General features: G+C 69.3%; 13 protein-coding genes. 5 read left to right on the top strand and 8 right to left on the bottom strand.

All coding sequences use genetic code 11. The annotated features are described in order from the left end of the window. The first annotated feature begins 12 nt into the window (after positions 1–12). A complete protein-coding gene (locus ABT08_RS04145) occupies positions 13–1,215 on the top strand; it encodes a thiolase family protein (RefSeq protein WP_045248048.1) in 1,203 nt (400 codons plus the stop codon). Between the two features lie 8 nt (positions 1,216–1,223). Next, positions 1,224–3,368 carry a 3-hydroxyacyl-CoA dehydrogenase NAD-binding domain-containing protein gene (locus tag ABT08_RS04140; RefSeq protein ID WP_056209217.1) on the top strand — a complete coding sequence of 715 codons (2,145 nt, stop codon included), beginning with the start codon at positions 1,224–1,226 and terminating at the stop codon, positions 3,366–3,368. A 71-nt stretch (positions 3,369–3,439) separates the two neighbouring features. Here the strand turns inward: ABT08_RS04140 and dxs are convergent, their stop codons facing one another. The 5 genes from dxs to dut all read right to left on the bottom strand — a co-directional run bounded on the left by dxs (position 3,440) and on the right by dut (position 10,332). Further along, the gene (dxs, locus tag ABT08_RS04135) at positions 3,440–5,407 is read right to left on the bottom strand and encodes a 1-deoxy-D-xylulose-5-phosphate synthase (RefSeq protein WP_056208875.1); all 1,968 of its coding nucleotides are present in this window, start codon (positions 5,405–5,407) and stop codon (positions 3,440–3,442) included. A gap of 143 nt (positions 5,408–5,550) precedes the next feature. Next, positions 5,551–8,385: an aconitate hydratase gene (locus ABT08_RS04130; RefSeq protein WP_056518621.1), complete on the bottom strand. Its 2,835-nt coding sequence runs from the start codon at positions 8,383–8,385 to the stop codon at positions 5,551–5,553. A gap of 137 nt (positions 8,386–8,522) precedes the next feature. Then, the gene (locus ABT08_RS04125; protein WP_045248046.1) at positions 8,523–9,290 is read right to left on the bottom strand and encodes a DUF3159 domain-containing protein; all 768 of its coding nucleotides are present in this window, start codon (positions 9,288–9,290) and stop codon (positions 8,523–8,525) included. Next, positions 9,287–9,880 carry a DUF3710 domain-containing protein gene (locus tag ABT08_RS04120; RefSeq protein WP_045248045.1) on the bottom strand — a complete coding sequence of 198 codons (594 nt, stop codon included), beginning with the start codon at positions 9,878–9,880 and terminating at the stop codon, positions 9,287–9,289. The genes ABT08_RS04125 and ABT08_RS04120 overlap by 4 nt, the downstream gene beginning before the upstream one ends. Then, the gene (dut, locus tag ABT08_RS04115) at positions 9,877–10,332 is read right to left on the bottom strand and encodes a dUTP diphosphatase (protein WP_056208872.1); all 456 of its coding nucleotides are present in this window, start codon (positions 10,330–10,332) and stop codon (positions 9,877–9,879) included. Before dut ends, ABT08_RS04120 begins: the two co-directional genes overlap by 4 nt. Positions 10,333–10,344: 12 nt before the next feature. Between dut and ABT08_RS04110 the strand changes: the two genes are divergently transcribed. Beyond that, positions 10,345–10,839: a DUF3093 family protein gene (locus ABT08_RS04110; protein WP_045248043.1), complete on the top strand. Its 495-nt coding sequence runs from the start codon at positions 10,345–10,347 to the stop codon at positions 10,837–10,839. On the opposite strand, the gene ABT08_RS04105 is transcribed toward ABT08_RS04110, so the two are convergent. Continuing rightward, positions 10,814–11,107 (bottom strand): DUF4193 domain-containing protein, encoded by a 294-nt coding sequence (locus tag ABT08_RS04105; RefSeq protein ID WP_045248042.1) that lies wholly within the window; start codon positions 11,105–11,107, stop codon positions 10,814–10,816. The genes ABT08_RS04110 and ABT08_RS04105 overlap by 26 nt on opposite strands. Positions 11,108–11,306: 199 nt before the next feature. Here ABT08_RS04105 and sepH point away from each other — a divergent pair, with 199 nt between their 5' ends. Continuing rightward, positions 11,307–12,362, top strand: a complete 1,056-nt coding sequence (gene sepH, locus ABT08_RS04100; RefSeq protein ID WP_045248041.1) for a septation protein SepH — start codon at positions 11,307–11,309, stop codon at positions 12,360–12,362. 2 nt (positions 12,363–12,364) lie between these two features. On the opposite strand, the gene ABT08_RS04095 is transcribed toward sepH, so the two are convergent. Then, complete coding sequence (locus tag ABT08_RS04095; RefSeq protein WP_056209209.1) at positions 12,365–13,480, bottom strand: alkaline phosphatase family protein; 1,116 nt, start codon at positions 13,478–13,480, stop codon at positions 12,365–12,367. Positions 13,481–13,535: 55 nt separating this feature from the next. On the opposite strand from ABT08_RS04095, the gene ABT08_RS04090 reads away from it, so the two are divergent. Next, entirely contained in the window at positions 13,536–15,986 is a 2,451-nt protein-coding gene (locus ABT08_RS04090) for a DNA gyrase/topoisomerase IV subunit A (RefSeq protein ID WP_288114064.1), read from the top strand. A 79-nt stretch (positions 15,987–16,065) separates the two neighbouring features. Here the strand turns inward: ABT08_RS04090 and ABT08_RS04085 are convergent. Beyond that, the coding region (locus tag ABT08_RS04085) for a toprim domain-containing protein (protein ID WP_288114063.1) at positions 16,066–16,893 on the bottom strand (828 nt) is incomplete at its 5' end.

Here is a 16,893-nt window from a genome sequence, read left to right as displayed (position 1 = left end):
TTTGGAGGCAGAGTGGCCGAGAATTCGGACGTCTATTTCATCGACGGCATGCGCACCCCGTTCGGGCGCGCGGGTGAAAAAGGGCAGTACTGGAACACCCGGGCAGACGACCTCGTCGTCAAGACGATCATCGGCGTGATGGGGCGCAACCCCGACGTCCCCGCCGACCGGATCGATGACGTCGCCATCGCCGCGACATCGCAGACGGGTGACCAGGGCCTCACCCTCGGGCGCTCCGCCGCGATCCTCGCCGGGCTCCCCCAGAGCGTGCCCGGATTCGCGATCGACCGCATGTGCGCGGGCGCGATGACGAGCGTGACCACCATGGCCGGCTCGATCGGCTTCGGCATGTACGACCTCGCCCTCGCGGGCGGCGTCGAGCACATGGGCCGTCACCCCATCGGAGCGAACTCCGACCCCAACCCGCGATTCGTCGCCGAGCGGCTGGTCGACCCGGGCGCCCTCAACATGGGTGTGACCGCCGAGCGCATCTTCGACCGCTTCCCGCACCTGACCAAGGAGCGCAGCGACCGCTACGGCATGCTCAGCCAGCACAAGGCGCAGGCCGCCTACGACGCCGGCAAGATCCAGCCCGACCTCGTCTCCGTCGCCACGAAGGATGCCGAGGGCGCCTGGGGCATCGCGACCGAGGACGAGGGTCGTCGCCCGCAGACGACGATGGCCGACCTCGCCGGTCTGAAGACGCCCTTCCGTCCGCACGGACGAGTGACCGCCGGCACCTCGTCCCCGCTCACCGACGGCGCGACGATGAGTCTCCTCGCGGGAGGCCACGCCGTGCGCGAGCTGGGCCTGCGCCCGAAGATGAAGCTCGTCTCGTTCGCGTTCGCGGGCGTGCAGCCGGAGATCATGGGCATCGGGCCCATTCCGTCGACCGAGAAGGCGCTCGCGAAGGCGGGTCTGTCGATCACTGACATCGGACTGTTCGAGCTCAACGAGGCGTTCGCGATCCAGGTGATCTCGCTCCTCGACCACTTCGGCATCGCCGACGACGACCCGCGCGTGAACCAGTGGGGCGGGGCGATCGCGCTCGGACACCCCCTCGCGGCATCCGGTGTGCGTCTGATGATCCAGCTCGCCGCGCAGTTCGCGGAGCGCCCCGACGTGCGCTACGGCCTCACCGCCATGTGCGTCGGCCTCGGCCAGGGCGGATCGGTCATCTGGGAGAACCCGTACTACGACGGCAAGAAGAAGTGAGCACCGCGATGACCCGCTACGACCAGATCGACTTCTCCGCGCTCGAGAACCTCGTCCCCGACGAGGTCGTCACCCGCTCCCTCGTGCGCGACGTGCGGCTTCCCTCCGGGAAGGTGCTCGCCCTCGTCACGCTCGACAACGGACGCGACCACACCCGGCCCAACACGTTCGGGCCGAAGACCATCCTCGAGCTCACCCGCACGCTCGACGCACTCGCACAGCGTGCGAAGTCGGGTGAGATCCAGGCCGTGGGAGTCACCGGCAAGCAGTACATCCTCGCCGCCGGCGCCGACCTGAGCGACGTCGCCAAGGTGCCGTCGACGGAGATCGCGAAGCTCATCGCCCAGGGCGGTCACTTCGCCTTCTCGAAGCTCGGCGACCTCGGCGTGCCGTCGTTCGCGTTCGTGAACGGCCTCGCGCTCGGCGGCGGACTCGAGATCGCGCTGCAGTCGACGTATCGCACGGTGGATGCCTCGGCCGCGGCGATCGCGCTGCCCGAGGTGTTCCTGGGGCTCATCCCCGGCTGGGGCGGCGCGTACCTGCTGCCGAACCTCATCGGCATCGAGAACGCCCTCGAGGTCGTGATCTCCAACCCGCTCAAGCAGAACCGGATGCTCAAGCCCCAGCAGGCGTTCGAGCTCGGCATCGTCGACACGATCTTCGAGCCGGCCAACTTCCTCGAGGAGTCGCTGGCGTGGGCCGACGGTGTGCTGTCGGGAGCGATCAAAGTCGAGCGCAAGAACGAGCCCGGCAAGATCGAACGCCTCACCAAGTGGCCGATTGCGATCAGGATCGCCCGCGGGATGCTCGAGAGCCGCATCGGCACGGTCCCCCGCGCGCCCTACCTCGCACTCGAGCTCCTCGACAAGGCCAAGAGCGGCACCAAGTGGGAGGGCTTCGAGCGCGAGGACGAGGCGCTCTCCGAACTGATCGTGGGCGATCAGTTCGCGGCATCCATGTATGCCTTCGACCTCGTGCAGAAGCGCGCGAAGCGCCCCGTCGGCGCCCCCGACAAGGCCCTCGCGAAGAAGGTCTCGAAGGTCGGCGTCATCGGCGCCGGGCTCATGGCCAGCCAGTTCGCACTGCTGTTCCTGCGCAAGCTCCGGGTGCCGGTGGTCATCACCGACATCGACCAGGCACGCGTCGACAAGGGCCTTGCCTACATCCGTGACGAGATCGGCAAGCTCGAGGCGAAGGGCCGGCTCGACGCCGACACGGCCAACCAGCTGCGCGCGCTCGTGCACGGGACGACCGACAAGAGCGAATACGCCGACTGCGACTTCGTCATCGAGGCGGTGTTCGAGGAGGTGGGCGTCAAGCAGCGGGTCTTCGCCGACATCGAGCAGCACATCGCGGAAGACGCGATCCTCGCCACGAATACATCGTCGCTCTCGGTCCAGGAGATCGGCGCAAAGCTCGCCCACCCCGAACGCCTCGTCGGCTTCCACTTCTTCAACCCCGTGGCACTCATGCCGCTGCTGGAGATCGTGAAGACCCCGCACACGAACGAGCAGAGCCTGTCCACCGCGTTCGTCGTCGCGAAGGCGATCGGCAAGAACGCGATCCTCAGCAAGGATGCCCCGGGCTTCATCGTCAACCGGCTGCTCGCCAAGCTCCTCGGCGAGGCCGCCCGCGCGATCTACGAAGGAGCGCCGCTGACGACGGTCGACAAGGCCTATGCGCCGCTCGGGCTGCCGATGACGCCGTTCCAGCTGATCGACCTCGTCGGCTGGAAGGTCGCCGCTCACGTGCAGGACACGATGGCGGGGGCCTTCCCCGACCGGTTCTTCGCGTCGGAGAACTTCCACGAGCTCGCGAACCTCGACCAGGTCGTCGAGAAGGACAAGAACGGTCGGGTCACCGGCTGGACCAAGCCCGCGCAGAAGCTCGTCGACCAGGTCGCGGGGAAGACGCCGGCGAGCGAGGCGGAGATCCTCCGTCGCGTCGAGGACGGACTCGCGACCGAGATCAAGATCATGCTCGACGAGGGCGTGGTGCCAGAAGTGCAGGACATCGACCTCGCGCTCATCTTCGGCGCCGGCTGGCCGTTCATCGACGGCGGCGCCTCGCCGTACCTCGACCGCTCGGGCGCTGCCGAGCGCGCGTTCGGCGACACGTTCCATCACCCGCCCATCCGCGGGATCGGCGCGTAGGGATCGCACGAAGGAGGGGCCCGTCCGTGCGGACGGGCCCCTCCTTCGTGCGATCGGCCGTCGCGTACGGCTCAGTCGTCCGCGCGGCGGCCGGCGTCCTCGGGGGCGGCATCGGCGGCGGTCCACTCCCCCGCGTCCTCCGAGGCGCGAGCCTTCGGCACCCGTGTGCCGAGCACCTGCGCGACGACGTCGTGGGCGATCTTCGGGGCGACGAGACCGGCGTCCTCGAGGATCTGCTCGCGGCTCGCGTGCGAGATGAACTCGTCCGGAACGCCGAGTTCATCGACGGCCGTGTCGATGCCGGCCTCCCGCAGCACCTGACGGATGCGGGTGCCCACGCCGCCGACACGGATGCCGTCCTCGATCGTGATGACGATGCGGTGCTGTGCGGCGAGCTCGACGACCGACGGCGCAACCGGCACCGCCCAGCGCGGGTCGATGACGGTCGCGCCGATGCCCTGCGAGTGCAGGCGGTGGGCCACGTCGACGGCCACCTGCGCCATCGGCCCGATGCCGACGATGAGCACGTCCTGCTGGTCGTTGCGCGCGAGCACGTCGGTGCCGTCGGACCGCCGCTCGATCGCGGGAAGCTCGTCCCCCACGTTGCCACGGGGGAACCGCACGACCGTCGGTGCATCCTCGACGGCCACAGCCTCGTGCAGCAGCTCGCGCAGGCGGGCCGCATCGCGTGGCGCCGCAATGCGGATTCCCGGCACGATCTGCAGCATCGCGAGATCCCAGATGCCGTGATGGCTGGGGCCGTCGGGTCCGGTGACGCCGGCCCGATCGAGCACGAAGGTCACGCCCGCACGGTGGAGGGCAACATCCATCATCACCTGGTCGAAGGCGCGGTTCATGAACGTCGCGTAGATGGCCACGACGGGGTGCAGGCCGCCATAGGCGAGGCCGGCGGCCGACGCGACCGCGTGCTGCTCGGCGATGCCCACGTCGTACACCCGGCCGGGGAACCGGTCGGCGAAGGGCTTCAGGCCCGTGGGCCGCAGCATCGCGGCCGTGACCGCGATCACGTCGGGACGCTGCTCCCCGACCGTCACCAGTTCGTCGGCGAACACGCTCGTCCAGGCCGTTCCCCCGCCCGAGCCGAGCGTCTCCCCCGTCGCGGGGTCGATCTTGCCGACCGCGTGGAACTGATCCGCCTCGTCCTCGAGCGCCGGAGCATATCCGCGGCCCTTCTCGGTGATCACATGGACGATCACGGGCGCCTGGTAGCGCTTCGCGAGTTCGAGCGTCTCGAGGAGGGTCGGGATGTCGTGGCCGTCGATCGGCCCGAAGTACTTGATGTCGAGGTTCGAGTACAGCGATTCGTTGTTCACGAAACGGGAGAGGAAGCCGTGCGTTCCGCCCCGCACACCGCGGTAGACGGCTCTCGCCCACGGGCCGAGGGCCCGGAACAGCGAGTCCGACGACGTACGCAGCGTGCGATAGGCACCCGCCGCCCGCACGCGGTTCAGGTATCGGGCCATGCCGCCGATCGTCGGAGCGTAGGAGCGACCGTTGTCGTTGACGATGATGACGAGGTTGCGATCGTTGTCGTCGGAGATGTTGTTGAGCGCCTCCCACGTCATCCCGCCGGTCAGCGAGCCGTCGCCGACGACGGCGACCACGTGATGATCGCGTCGACCGGTGCGGCTGAGCGCACGCGAGATGCCGTCCGCCCAGCTGAGCGAGGACGACGCGTGGGACGACTCGACGACGTCGTGGGGGCTCTCGGAGCGCTGCGGATAGCCGGCGAGGCCGTCGCGCGAGCGGAGACCGGAGAAGTCCTGACGACCCGTCAGGATCTTGTGCACATAGGACTGGTGCCCGGTGTCGAAGATGAACGGGTCATCGGGCGAGCGGAACACTCGGTGCATGGCGATCGTCAGTTCCACCACGCCGAGGTTCGGGCCGAGGTGACCGCCCGTGCGGGCGACGTTCTCGATGAGGAACGTGCGGATCTCCGATGCGAGTTCCGTGAGCTGTTCGGGCGAGAGTCGATCGAGGTCGCGGGGACCGGTGATCGTCGGAAGGAGTGCCATTCCGTCCTCTCGTTCGGGCGACGCGGACAGCGCCGATCGGTTCAGTGTATCCGCGTGCACAGACCCGACAGGGGGCTTGACGCGCACCGGCGGAAACGCCGTCGGGGCCCCGGATCGCTCCGAGGCCCCGACGGCGTGAGCGCTCAGACGAGCGAGCGCAGAACGTACTGCAGGATGCCGCCGTTGCGGTAGTAGTCGGCCTCACCGGGGGTGTCGATTCGCACGACCGCGTCGAACTCCACGGTCTGCTTGCCGTCGGCCGAGAACTCGCTCGGCTCGGCGACGACGCGCACCGTCTTCGGAGTGACGCCCTCGTTGAGCTGCTCGAGGCCCGTGATCGAGATGATCTCGGTGCCGTCGAGGCCGAGGGACTTCCAGCTCTCGCCGGCCGGGAACTGCAGCGGGACGACGCCCATGCCGATCAGGTTCGAACGGTGGATGCGCTCGAAGCTCTCGGTGATGACCGCCTTCACGCCGAGCAGGCGCGTGCCCTTGGCGGCCCAGTCGCGGGACGAGCCCGAACCGTACTCCTTGCCGCCGAACACGACGAGCGGGGTGCCCTGCTCCTGGTAGTTCTGCGACGCGTCGTAGATGTAGGACTGCGGTCCGTCGACCTGGGTGAAGTCGCGGGTGTAGCCGCCCTCGACGACCGCGCCGTCGTTGACAGCCGCGGTGAGCTCGTTCTTCAGACGGATGTTCGCGAAGGTGCCGCGGATCATGACCTCGTGGTTCCCGCGGCGCGAGCCGTAGGAGTTGAAGTCCTTCTGCGCGACGCCGTGCTCGGTCAGGTACTGTGCGGCGGGCGTGCCCGCCTTGATGTTGCCGGCCGGGCTGATGTGGTCGGTCGTGACGGAGTCGCCGAGGGTCGCCATGACGCGTGCGCCGGTGATGTCGGAGACGGGGGTGAGGTCCATGGTCATGCCGTCGAAGTACGGCGCCTTGCGCACGTAGGTCGAGTCGGCATCCCACTCGAAGACCGGACCGCTCGGGGTCGGCAGGCTCTTCCAGCGCTCGTCGCCGTCGAAGACGGTGGCGTACTGGTTGATGAACTGGTCGCGGGAGATCGACGAGTCGATGATCGACTGCACGTCGGCGGTGTCGGGCCAGATGTCCTTCAGGAAGACGTCGTTGCCGTCGGTGTCGGTGCCGAGCGCGTCGGTCTCGAAGTCGAAGTTCATCGTGCCCGCGAGCGAGTACGCGACGACGAGGGGCGGCGAGGCGAGGTAGTTCATCTTCACGTCGGGGCTGATGCGGCCCTCGAAGTTGCGGTTGCCCGAGAGCACCGCGGTCACGGCGAGGTCGTTCTCGTTGATCGCCGCCGAGACCTCCTCGATGAGGGGACCGGAGTTGCCGATGCAGATCGTGCAGCCGTAGCCGACCGTGAAGAAGCCGAGGCCCTCGAGGTCCTTGTCGAGGCCGGACTTCTCGTAGTAGTCGGTGACGACCTTCGAGCCCGGGCCGAGCGTGGTCTTCACCCACGGCTTGCGCTTCAGGCCCTTGGCGAGGGCGTTGCGCGCCAGGAGGCCCGCCGCGACCATGACCGAGGGGTTCGACGTGTTGGTGCACGAGGTGATCGCCGCGAGCGTGACCGCGCCGTTGTCGAGGATGTACGACGCGCCGTGGGGCGGCGTCACCTTGACGGGCTTGGATGCCGCGGCCGGCCCGCCGCTCGAGATGAGCACCTCGCCGGTGTGGGTGTGCTCGTCGCCGGGCACGACGCCCGCATCGGAGGCGGGGAATGATCCGGCCGACTCGAGGTCGACGATCGAGTCGCTCGTGGCGGGAGTGGCGTAGTTGAGGATGTCCTTCTCGAACTGCGACTTGGCCTCGGCGAGCAGGATGCGGTCCTGCGGGCGCTTCGGTCCGGCGATCGAGGGCACGACCGTGGCGAGGTCGAGCTCGAGGTACTCGCTGTACTGGGGCTCGTTCGCGGCGTCGTGCCAGAGCGACTGGGTCTTCGCGTACTGCTCGACCAGCGCGACAGCCTGCTCGCTGCGGCCGGTGAGGCGCAGGTAGTCGAGGGTGACGTCGTCGATCGGGAAGATCGCGGCGGTCGAGCCGAACTCTGGGCTCATGTTGCCGATAGTGGCGCGGTTGGCGAGCGGCACAGAGGCGACGCCGGCTCCGTAGAACTCGACGAACTTGCCGACGACGCCGTGCTTGCGCAGCAGATCGGTGATCGTGAGCACCACGTCGGTCGCGGTGACGCCGGCGGGGATCTCGCCGGTCAGCTTGAAGCCGACGACGCGCGGGATGAGCATCGAGACGGGCTGGCCGAGCATGGCGGCCTCGGCCTCGATGCCGCCGACGCCCCAGCCGAGCACGCCGAGGCCGTTGACCATCGTCGTGTGCGAGTCGGTGCCGACGCAGGTGTCGGGGTAAGCGCGCAGCGCGCCTCCGACGGTGCGGTCGTAGACGACCTTGGCGAGGTGCTCGATGTTCACCTGGTGCACGATGCCGGTTCCCGGGGGCACGACCTTGAAGTCGTCGAACGCGGTCTGACCCCAGCGGAGGAACTGGTAGCGCTCCCCGTTGCGCTCGTACTCGATCTCGACGTTGCGTTCGAGGGCGTTCTCGCTGCCGAACAGGTCGGCGATGACCGAGTGGTCGATGACCATCTCGGCGGGCGAGAGCGGGTTGATGCGCTTGGGGTCGCCGCCGAGGGCGGTCACGGCCTCGCGCATGGTGGCGAGGTCGACGATGCAGGGCACGCCCGTGAAGTCCTGCATGACCACGCGGGCGGGAGTGAACTGGATCTCGGTGTCGGGCTCGGCTTGCGGGTCCCAGGAGCCAAGCGCCTCGATCTGCTCCTTGGTGACGTTCGCGCCGTCTTCCGTGCGGAGCAGGTTCTCCAGCAGCACCTTGAGACTGAACGGGAGCTTGTCGTAGCCCGCGACCGCGTCGATGCGGAAGATCTCGTAGTCGGTGCTGCCGACCGTCAGGGTGCTCTTGGCACCGAAGCTGTCAACCGTGGACACGATCGTCTCCTTCGTCGGCATTCGGGCGGCAGTGAGCGCCGCCGTTCCCATCTTCCCGCCCGGTTCCGGGGGTGGCTAGCAAGGCTTGCCTAACTCAGGTGGAAGACGGAATTTATCTTGATATCAAGATAAAAGTATCACTCCTGACCTGATTCGGCATCGGATGCCGCGGCGCGCCGCGCGGTCGGATAGAGGGCGCGTGCCACGAGCCACGTCACCACCACCAGCGGCGCGAACAGCGGAAGTCCCATGGCGATCTTCAGGGTGCCGAGCGCCGGGACGTCGCCGGCGAAGTAGAACGGCAGTTGCACGGCGAGGCGGACGGCGAAGAGGGTTGCCCACGCCAGCGTGATCCAGACGAACGCGCGGCGCTTTCGACGATCGCGGCGCCAGCCCGTGGCATCCCCCATGAGCCATCCGACGGCCAGACCGATCAGCGGCCAGCCGACGAGCGCCGAGACGAGGAGGGCGAGGCCGTAGGCGCCGTTCGTGACGAAGCCGAGGATGAAGTTGTCCTGACCGCGCCCGGTGAGGAGCGCGAGCGCGGCCGCGGCGGCCGTCGCCACGAGTCCGCCCAGGGCGGCGCTCGCGGGCGAGCGCTGGACGAGCCTCACCACCGAGAACACCGCCGCGAGCCCGACCGACGCGCCGAGGGAGAGAAGGAGGTCGCCGCGGCCGGTGCCGCTGTCGAGGGTGACGGTGAACAGCACCACGAAGACCAGGCTCGGAAGGACGGACTCGATGATGCCGCGCCAGCCGCCCATCGCCGCCCACGCGACGTGTCGGGCACTGGTCTGCGCGGACGGATCGAGCCCGGCGCGGCGCGCGGCGGATCCGAGGGCGCGGGCCAGTGCGTCCGACGTGGACGGACGGGCCTCGTCGGGGGCGGGGGGTTCGACGCTCACGCGGCGCCCGGCGCGACCGGCATCTTCAGCGGGATGAGGTCGCGCGGCGGCATGGGCTGGCTGCCGCGCACGATGACGAGGGATCGGAAGAGATCCTCGACCCGCTCGGCGGCGATCGGGTCGTTGGCCGCGGCGCCGCCGATGACACCGCGCAGGAACCAGCGCGGGCCGTCGACTCCGACGAAGCGGGCCAGTCGTTTGATCGGCGCGCCGCCGTCGACCGCGGTGGGCACCTCGGCGAGGAGCTCGGTGCCGAGGGCGCCCTCACGCTCTTCCGCCCGGCCGCCCTGCTGCCGCACCTGCTCGAGCAGCTGGGCGCGGGTCTCATCCCAGAGCCCACCGCTGCGCGGGGCGGCGAAGGCCTGCACCTGCAGCGTCGAGTCGGCGTAGTCCAGTCCCACGGCGACGATCTGCTTCGACTGCTCCTCGACCTCGAGGCGCAGGTTCAGACCTTCGCGCGGGAGCACCTTGATCGCGCCGAGGTCGATGTAGGGGCGAACCGGGTTCGCCTCGCTCTCGTCGTAGGGCCCGGCCTCCGCGCGGGTCTCGGGGGCGGACTTGTCGCCGAAGGAGGGGACGATGTCGCTCACGAGGGAGCTCCTTCCGTGCTCTGATAGCCCGTCGAACCGAATCCGCCTTCGCCGCGCACACTGCCGGGCAGCTCGTCGACCGGCACGAAGCGCGCACGCGGAACGGGCAGGACGATGAGCTGCGCGATGCGGTCGCCGACGGCGACCTCGTACGTCGCGTGAAGGTCGGTGTTCAACAGGGTGACCTTGATCTCACCGCGGTAGCCCGCATCGACCGTGCCCGGTGCATTCACGACGGTGATGCCGTGCTTCGCCGCCAGCCCGCTGCGCGGGACGACGAACGCGGCGTACCCGTCGGGCAGCGCGATGCGCACACCGGTGCCGACGAGGGCGCGCTCGCCCGGGCCGAGGATGACCGCCTCCGCGGCGACGAGATCTGCGCCGGCGTCGCCCGGGTGGGCGTACTGCGGGATCGTCGGCGCGATAATGGGGACGTCAACGCTTTCGGTCACGCAAAGAGGCTAATGCAGATCACCCAGCTCTCGAGGAGCGTCGCATCCGGTTCGTACCGTGAGCGGCTCTCGCCGTCACTGTGGGCGCTCGTCGCCTCCGCGGTCTGTGCACCCATGGCGGCGCTCGTGGTCGTGCCGATCGACGCGACGTTCTCGCTCGCGGTCGGCGTGATCGTCGGATGCCTCATCGTCGCTCTGCTGCTCGCGGCGTCGCCGAGCGTTCGAGTCGCCGACGGCGTGCTCCATGCCGGGCGCGCTCGCATCGACGTCATTCATCTCGGCGATGCGGTGGTGTTCACCGGCGAAGAGGCGCGGCGCGTGCGGGGTCCGGGTCTGCCCCGTGACGCCTGGCACCTGTTCCGTGGCGGGATCGATGCCGTGGTCGTGTTCCCGGTCGTGGATCCGGACGATCCGACGCCGGCGTGGGTCATCGCGTCCCGCACGCCGGATCGTCTCGCGGCCGCCGTCGCGGCCGCTCAGCTCACGCGGCGCACTCCGCGCAGATAGGGCCGATGCCCTCTTCGTGGTCGAGCTGCGAGCGGTGCTTCACCAAGAAGCAGCTCACGCACGTGAACTCGTCCTCCTGGGGCGGGAGCACGACGACGTCGAGCTCGAGGTCGGAGAGGTCCGCGCCCGGGAGCTCGAAGCCCGACGGGTTGTCGGTGTCTTCGGAATCGCCCGAGCCGGAGAGCTTGTCCGGCACACGCTCCTTGAGGGCCTCGATCGACTCGCTGTCGTCGTCGGTCTTGCGCGGGGCGTCGTAATCCGTGGCCATTCGTCCGTGTCTCTACTTCCAGATGCTGCGTGCCGCGCGGCGCGCGGCGGCGATAGTTTGCATGACGCGGAACACAAACGCAAATGCGTTCCGCTGAGGCGTGCATCGTCGAAACGCCCGCCACGCGGGCGATATTCCGAGCGGTCCGGTCGCGGTGTGGAACCATGGCGGAACACGGCAGATCGGAGGCGTGTCCCGCATGGAAAAGCTCAGAGTCATCGGCGTCGAGGATGATGTGCTGGTGCTCGCCACGGAGACGGGTGAGCGCTTCGGTGTCCCGGTGGACGAGGTGCTGCGCACCCAGTTGCGTCGCGCCGACCGTTCCAGCGCCGGATCCCGCACGAAGGCAAGCCCCCGTGACATCCAGGCGCAGATCCGTGCCGGGCTATCCGCCGAGGAGACCGCCGCGGTGCTCGGCCTCTCCGTCGACGATGTGGTGCGTTTCGAGGCACCGGTGCTCGCAGAGCGTGAGTTCGTCGTCGGGCAGGCGCTCTCCGTTCCGGTGCTGCTCACGAGCGACTTCGACTCCGACACACCGACCACCTTCGGCGACGCGGTCCGCGCGAAGCTGGTGGAGGCGCACGCCGTGGGCGAGCGGTGGTCCAGCTGGAAGGACGACAGCGGCTGGACGGTGAAGCTCTCGTTCTCGATCACCGAGGTCGAGCGGGACGCGCGCTGGAGTTTCGATCCGAAACGTTCCGTGCTCTCCCCGATCAACGCCGATGCGACACAGCTCTCACGTCAGGGGTCTCTGCCGGACGGTCTGATTCCGCGGTTGCGCGCGCTCGAGATCCCGGGCATCAAGGACGATTCACGGTTCGACAGCGGCGCATTCGGACCTCGCGCACTCCCGGACCTCGAGCCGGAGGATGCGCACGAGGTCGAGCCGCTCGACCACACTCCTGTCGCGCCACCGCAGTCGAGCCCCGCCGTTCAGCACGCGGCGATCAAGCGGGCGCCCGAGGCATCCGTCACCTCATCCGAGACGGCCGACCTCCTCGAGGCGCTGCGTCGTCGTCGCGGCCAGCGGCCCGACGCGCCCGATGTCATCGCCGAGGTCCCCCGCGGCGCGGCCGCACCGGTCGCCCTGTTCGACGCGGTCGAGCCGGGGTACGACGAGGCTCCGGCGCCCGTGGAGACGCCCGCACTGCCGACGAGCCCACCCGGCGGGAGCGATGCGCAGCGGCGCAAAGGTCGCACTTCGATGCCGTCGTGGGATGAGATCGTCTTCGGCGCCCGCACCGACGAGAGCTGACCTCAGCTCCAGGCGGCCAGCCCGATGAGCGGGACGATGCGCTCCTGCTCGGTGAGTGATCCGTGCTGTCCGACCATGCGGCGACTGCTGATGTCGTCGGTGCGCCCGTCGTAGTACGCGACACCGCTGCGCGCGGCGACGATCACGTCTCCGATGCGTTTCGCCGCCTCGGGAGCGACGCGGGCACCGAAGAGTCCGGCGTCGATCGCCTCGTCGCGGCTCAGCACCCAGGCTCGCTCCCCCTCCGCCGCGCGCCACGCCTCGACCAGTCGCGCGGCAGACCGTTCGCGCGCGTAAAGGTGCAGCATGCGGGGCTCGCCCGCGACATCCGTCACGTCATCGCGCAGCGCCGCGTCGTCGACGATGATCTGGCGGTGCGCCGGCACATCGACCATGCCATGGTCGGCGGTGACCACGATGCCGGCATCGGATGCCGTGTGAAGCCGCCTCGCGGCTCGGTCGATCTGTTCGAGCACCGCCGCCCACTCATCGGACTCCCATCCGGCGCGGTGACCGGCGGTGTCGAGTTCGGGTGCGTAGAGGTAGACGAGGGTTCCGGGCACGGCGGCGGCCTCGATCGCCTTCTCGACGCGGTCGTCGAGGCCGGCGGCGTCGCGATGGATGCCGTGCGGGAACATCGCGGTCGTGAAGCCGGATGTCGCGTACTCCGGACGCGAGCAGACCACGAGACGCTCGCGTGCACGGAGTGTCGTGGTGAGCGAGCGCGCCAGCGGCCAGGATTCGGTGTCGAGCTCGCCGCGCTCCCAGCCATTGAGCTGGTTGGCGACGATGCCGGTGTCGGGCACCCGCACGCGGTATCCGAGGATGCCGTGCTCCCCCGGCGTGACTCCCGTCCAGAGGGAGGCGAGAGCGGCCGCGGTCGTCGACGGGAAGACCGACCGTGCGACATCCTTCTTGCCCATCGCTTCCGCGAGGAATCGAGCGTGCCCCGCACGCTGGCGCAGGTTGAGCGCGCCGAGCCCGTCGACGAGGAGCACGATCACGCTCGGCGCCGGACGGAACCAGCCCTCCTCGCCGCGGATCGCCCGCAACGCGTTCGACACGACGCCGGTGAGGCTCCGGGCTCCGGCGGGGTCGGTCGGTAGGCTGGAGCGCATCGGGGTCAGTCTCGCACACGCGCACGCCCCGCCCCGCGACACGAGGCAGAACGTCATGGCCAGCACCCGAAACCCCTCCACGCCGCCCGCAGAGGAGCGCATCGACGACGTCGACCTGTCGACCGAGATGCAAGGCTCCTTCCTGGAGTACGCCTATTCGGTCATCTACTCCCGGGCGCTCCCCGATGCGCGCGACGGGCTGAAGCCCGTGCAGCGCCGCATCCTCTTCCAGATGGCCGACATGGGGCTGCGCCCCGACCGAGGCCACGTCAAGAGTGCCCGCGTCGTCGGTGAGGTCATGGGAAAGCTGCACCCTCACGGCGACGCGCCGATCTACGACGCACTCGTGCGACTCGCGCAGCCCTTCACGCTGCGCGTGCCGCTCGTCGACGGCCACGGCAACTTCGGCTCCCTTGACGACGGTCCCGCCGCCCCGCGCTACACGGAGGCGCGGCTCGCGCCGTCGGCACTCGCCCTCACCGCCGACCTCGACGAGGACGTCGTCGATTTCGTGCCGAACTACGACGGGCAGTTCCAACAGCCCGAGGTGCTGCCGGCTGCCTTCCCGAACCTCCTCGTCAACGGCGCCGCAGGCATCGCCGTCGGCATGGCGACGAACATGGCGCCCCACAACCTCATCGAGGTCGTGGCCGCCGCGGTGCATCTGCTCGAGAACCCCGAGGCATCCGTTGAGGAGCTGATGGAGTTCGTCCCTGGCCCCGACCTTCCGTCGGGCGGGATCATCGTCGGGCTCGACGGCATCAAGGACGCCTACACGACCGGCCGCGGCACGTTCCGCACGAGAGGCAAGGTCACGGTCGAACAGCTCGGCCCGCGCCGCACCGGCCTCATCGTCACCGAGCTCCCGTACATGGTCGGCCCTGAGCGCGTCATCGAGAAGATCAAGGACGCCGTCAACGCGAAGAAGCTGACCGGCATCTCCGATGTCACCGACCTGACCGACCGTGAGCACCCGCTGCGCATCGTGATCGGCATCAAGACCGGCTTCAAGCCGACCGCTGTGCTCGAGCAGCTCTACCGGCTCACGCCCCTCGAGGACTCGTTCGGCATCAACAACGTGGCCCTCGTCGACGGCCAGCCGCAGACGCTCGGCCTCAAGCCGCTGCTGCGGGTCTACCTCGATCATCGCCTGCGCGTCATCACGCGGCGCAGCGAATACCGTCTTGCCAAGCGCCGGGACCGGCTGCACCTCGTTGAGGGCTTGCTCATCGCGATCCTCGACATCGACGAGGTCATCCAGGTGATCCGCACCTCGGATGACTCGGAGTCGGCGCGCGGGCGGCTGATGACGGTGTTCGACCTGTCCGAGGTGCAGGCGGAGTACATCCTCGAACTGCGGCTGCGCCGGCTTACACGGTTCTCGCGCATCGAGCTGGAGTCGGAGCGCGACGAGCTGAAGGCTGAGATCGCGAGCCTCGAGGAGCTGCTCGGCAGTGACGTGCTGCTGCGCGCGGCGGTGGCGAGCGAGCTCGAGCACGTCGCCGAGCAGTACGGCACGCCGCGGCGCACGCTGCTCATGAACGGCTCTCCGGTCACCGCGCGTACCGCGTCGCGTGCGACCGCGCCGAGCCTGGAGATCGCCGACGACCCGTGCCGCGTCTACCTGTCGGCCACCGGCCGCATGGTGCGCGCCGAGCTCGGCGAAGACGGCGCGATCGTGCCGCCTGCGCGCCGGTCGAAGCACGACGCGGTGCGCTCGGTGGTGACGACCACGGTGCGGGGCGAGATCGGTGCGGTGACGACGCGCGGGCGGCTCGTGCGGCTCTCCCCCGTCGACCTTCCGTCGGTGCCCGCCAACTCGGTGCAGCTCGCCGTCGGCACCCGCGTCGACCAGTACCTGGCGCTGGAGAAGGGCGAGCACGTCGTCGCCCTCGTGCCTCTCGTCGCGGAGCCGCCGATCGCGCTCGGCACCCGTCAGGGAGTCGTGAAGCGTGTGTCGGCCACCGAACTCGCCCCGGGCAAGCACGACGCCGAGATCATCGCTCTGAAACCCAGCGACGAGGTCGTCGGAGCGGCCGTCGCGCCCGACGAAGCCGAAATCGTGTTCGTCGCGAGCGACGCCCAGCTCCTGAGGTTCGAGGCGTCGGCCGTGCGACCACAGGGTCGCGCCGCGGGTGGCATGGCGGGCATCCGTCTGTCCGACGGCGCCGAGGTCATCCACGTGGCCGTCGTGACCGATCCGGACGCCGCCGAGGTCGTGACCGTCGCGGGAAGCTCCTCCGTGCTGGCCGGGGCAGACGCGGGCAGCGGCAAGGTGTCGGCGTTCGCGGAGTTCCCGCCCAAGGGTCGCGCCACCGGCGGTGTTCGCGCGCAGCGGTTCCTGCGTGGCGAGGACGCCCTGACGCTCGCCTGGGTCGGCGTCGAGCCGCGCGCCGTGGGTGCGGACGGCTCGACGCGGGCGCTGCCGGCCTCCGGGGCGAAACGGGATGCCTCGGGCCAGACGATCGATGCCGTCATCGGCGCCGTCGGCACCGCCCTCGCGTAGCCGGGCGAGGTGCGGCGTCCACTCGAGATTCGGGCCGCCGTAAGACGTGCCGGCGGCGAGACTCCGAGCGTGTCGCCGGTCAGGCGTCGATGCGGTCGCGCGCCAGTCGGTCGCTCGAGGTCACGATGAACTCGCGGCGCGGTGCGACCTCGTTGCCCATGAGCAGCTCGAAGACGGTGGCCGCGGCCTCCGCGTCGGAGAAGGTCACTCGACGCAGGGTGCGCCCCGCGCGATCCATCGTCGTGGTCGCGAGCTGCTCGGCATCCATCTCGCCGAGACCCTTGTAACGCTGGATGGGCTCCTGCCAGCGGCGACCCGCCTTCTGCAGCTTCGCGAGCAGGGCGTGCAGCTCCTGCTCGGAGTAGGTGTAGATCGTCTCGTTCGGCTTCGAGCCGGGGTTCACGACGATCACCCGATGCAGCGGAGGAACAGCGGCGTAGACGCGGCCCGCCTCGACGAGCGGACGCATGTAGCGGAAGAACAGGGTGAGCAGCAGCGTGCGGATGTGCGCGCCGTCGACGTCGGCGTCGCTCATGAGGATGACCTTGCCATAGCGCGCCTGCTCGAGATCGAACGAGCGCCCCGAGCCCGCGCCGATAACCTGGATGATCGAAGCGCACTCGGCGTTCGAGAGCATGTCGCTGATCGATGCCTTCTGCGTGTTCAGGATCTTCCCGCGGATGGGAAGCAGTGCCTGGTACTCGCTGGTGCGCGCCTCCTTCGCGGTGCCGAGGGCCGAGTTGCCCTCGACGATGAACAGTTCGGAGGCGGCGACGTCGTTCGTGCGGCAGTCGACGAGCTTCGCGGGCAGCGACGACGACTCGAGCGCGTTCTTGCGGCGCTGGGTCTCCTTGTGGGCGCGCGCGGAGATGCGCGCCTTCATCTCGGCGACCACCTTGTCGAGCAG

The organism is Microbacterium sp. SCN 71-21, assembly GCF_001725695.1.
Lineage (GTDB): Bacteria > Actinomycetota > Actinomycetes > Actinomycetales > Microbacteriaceae > Microbacterium > Microbacterium ginsengisoli.
The sequence above is the reverse complement of the archived record's forward strand: the minus strand, read 5'-3'. Positions and strand labels throughout refer to the sequence as shown.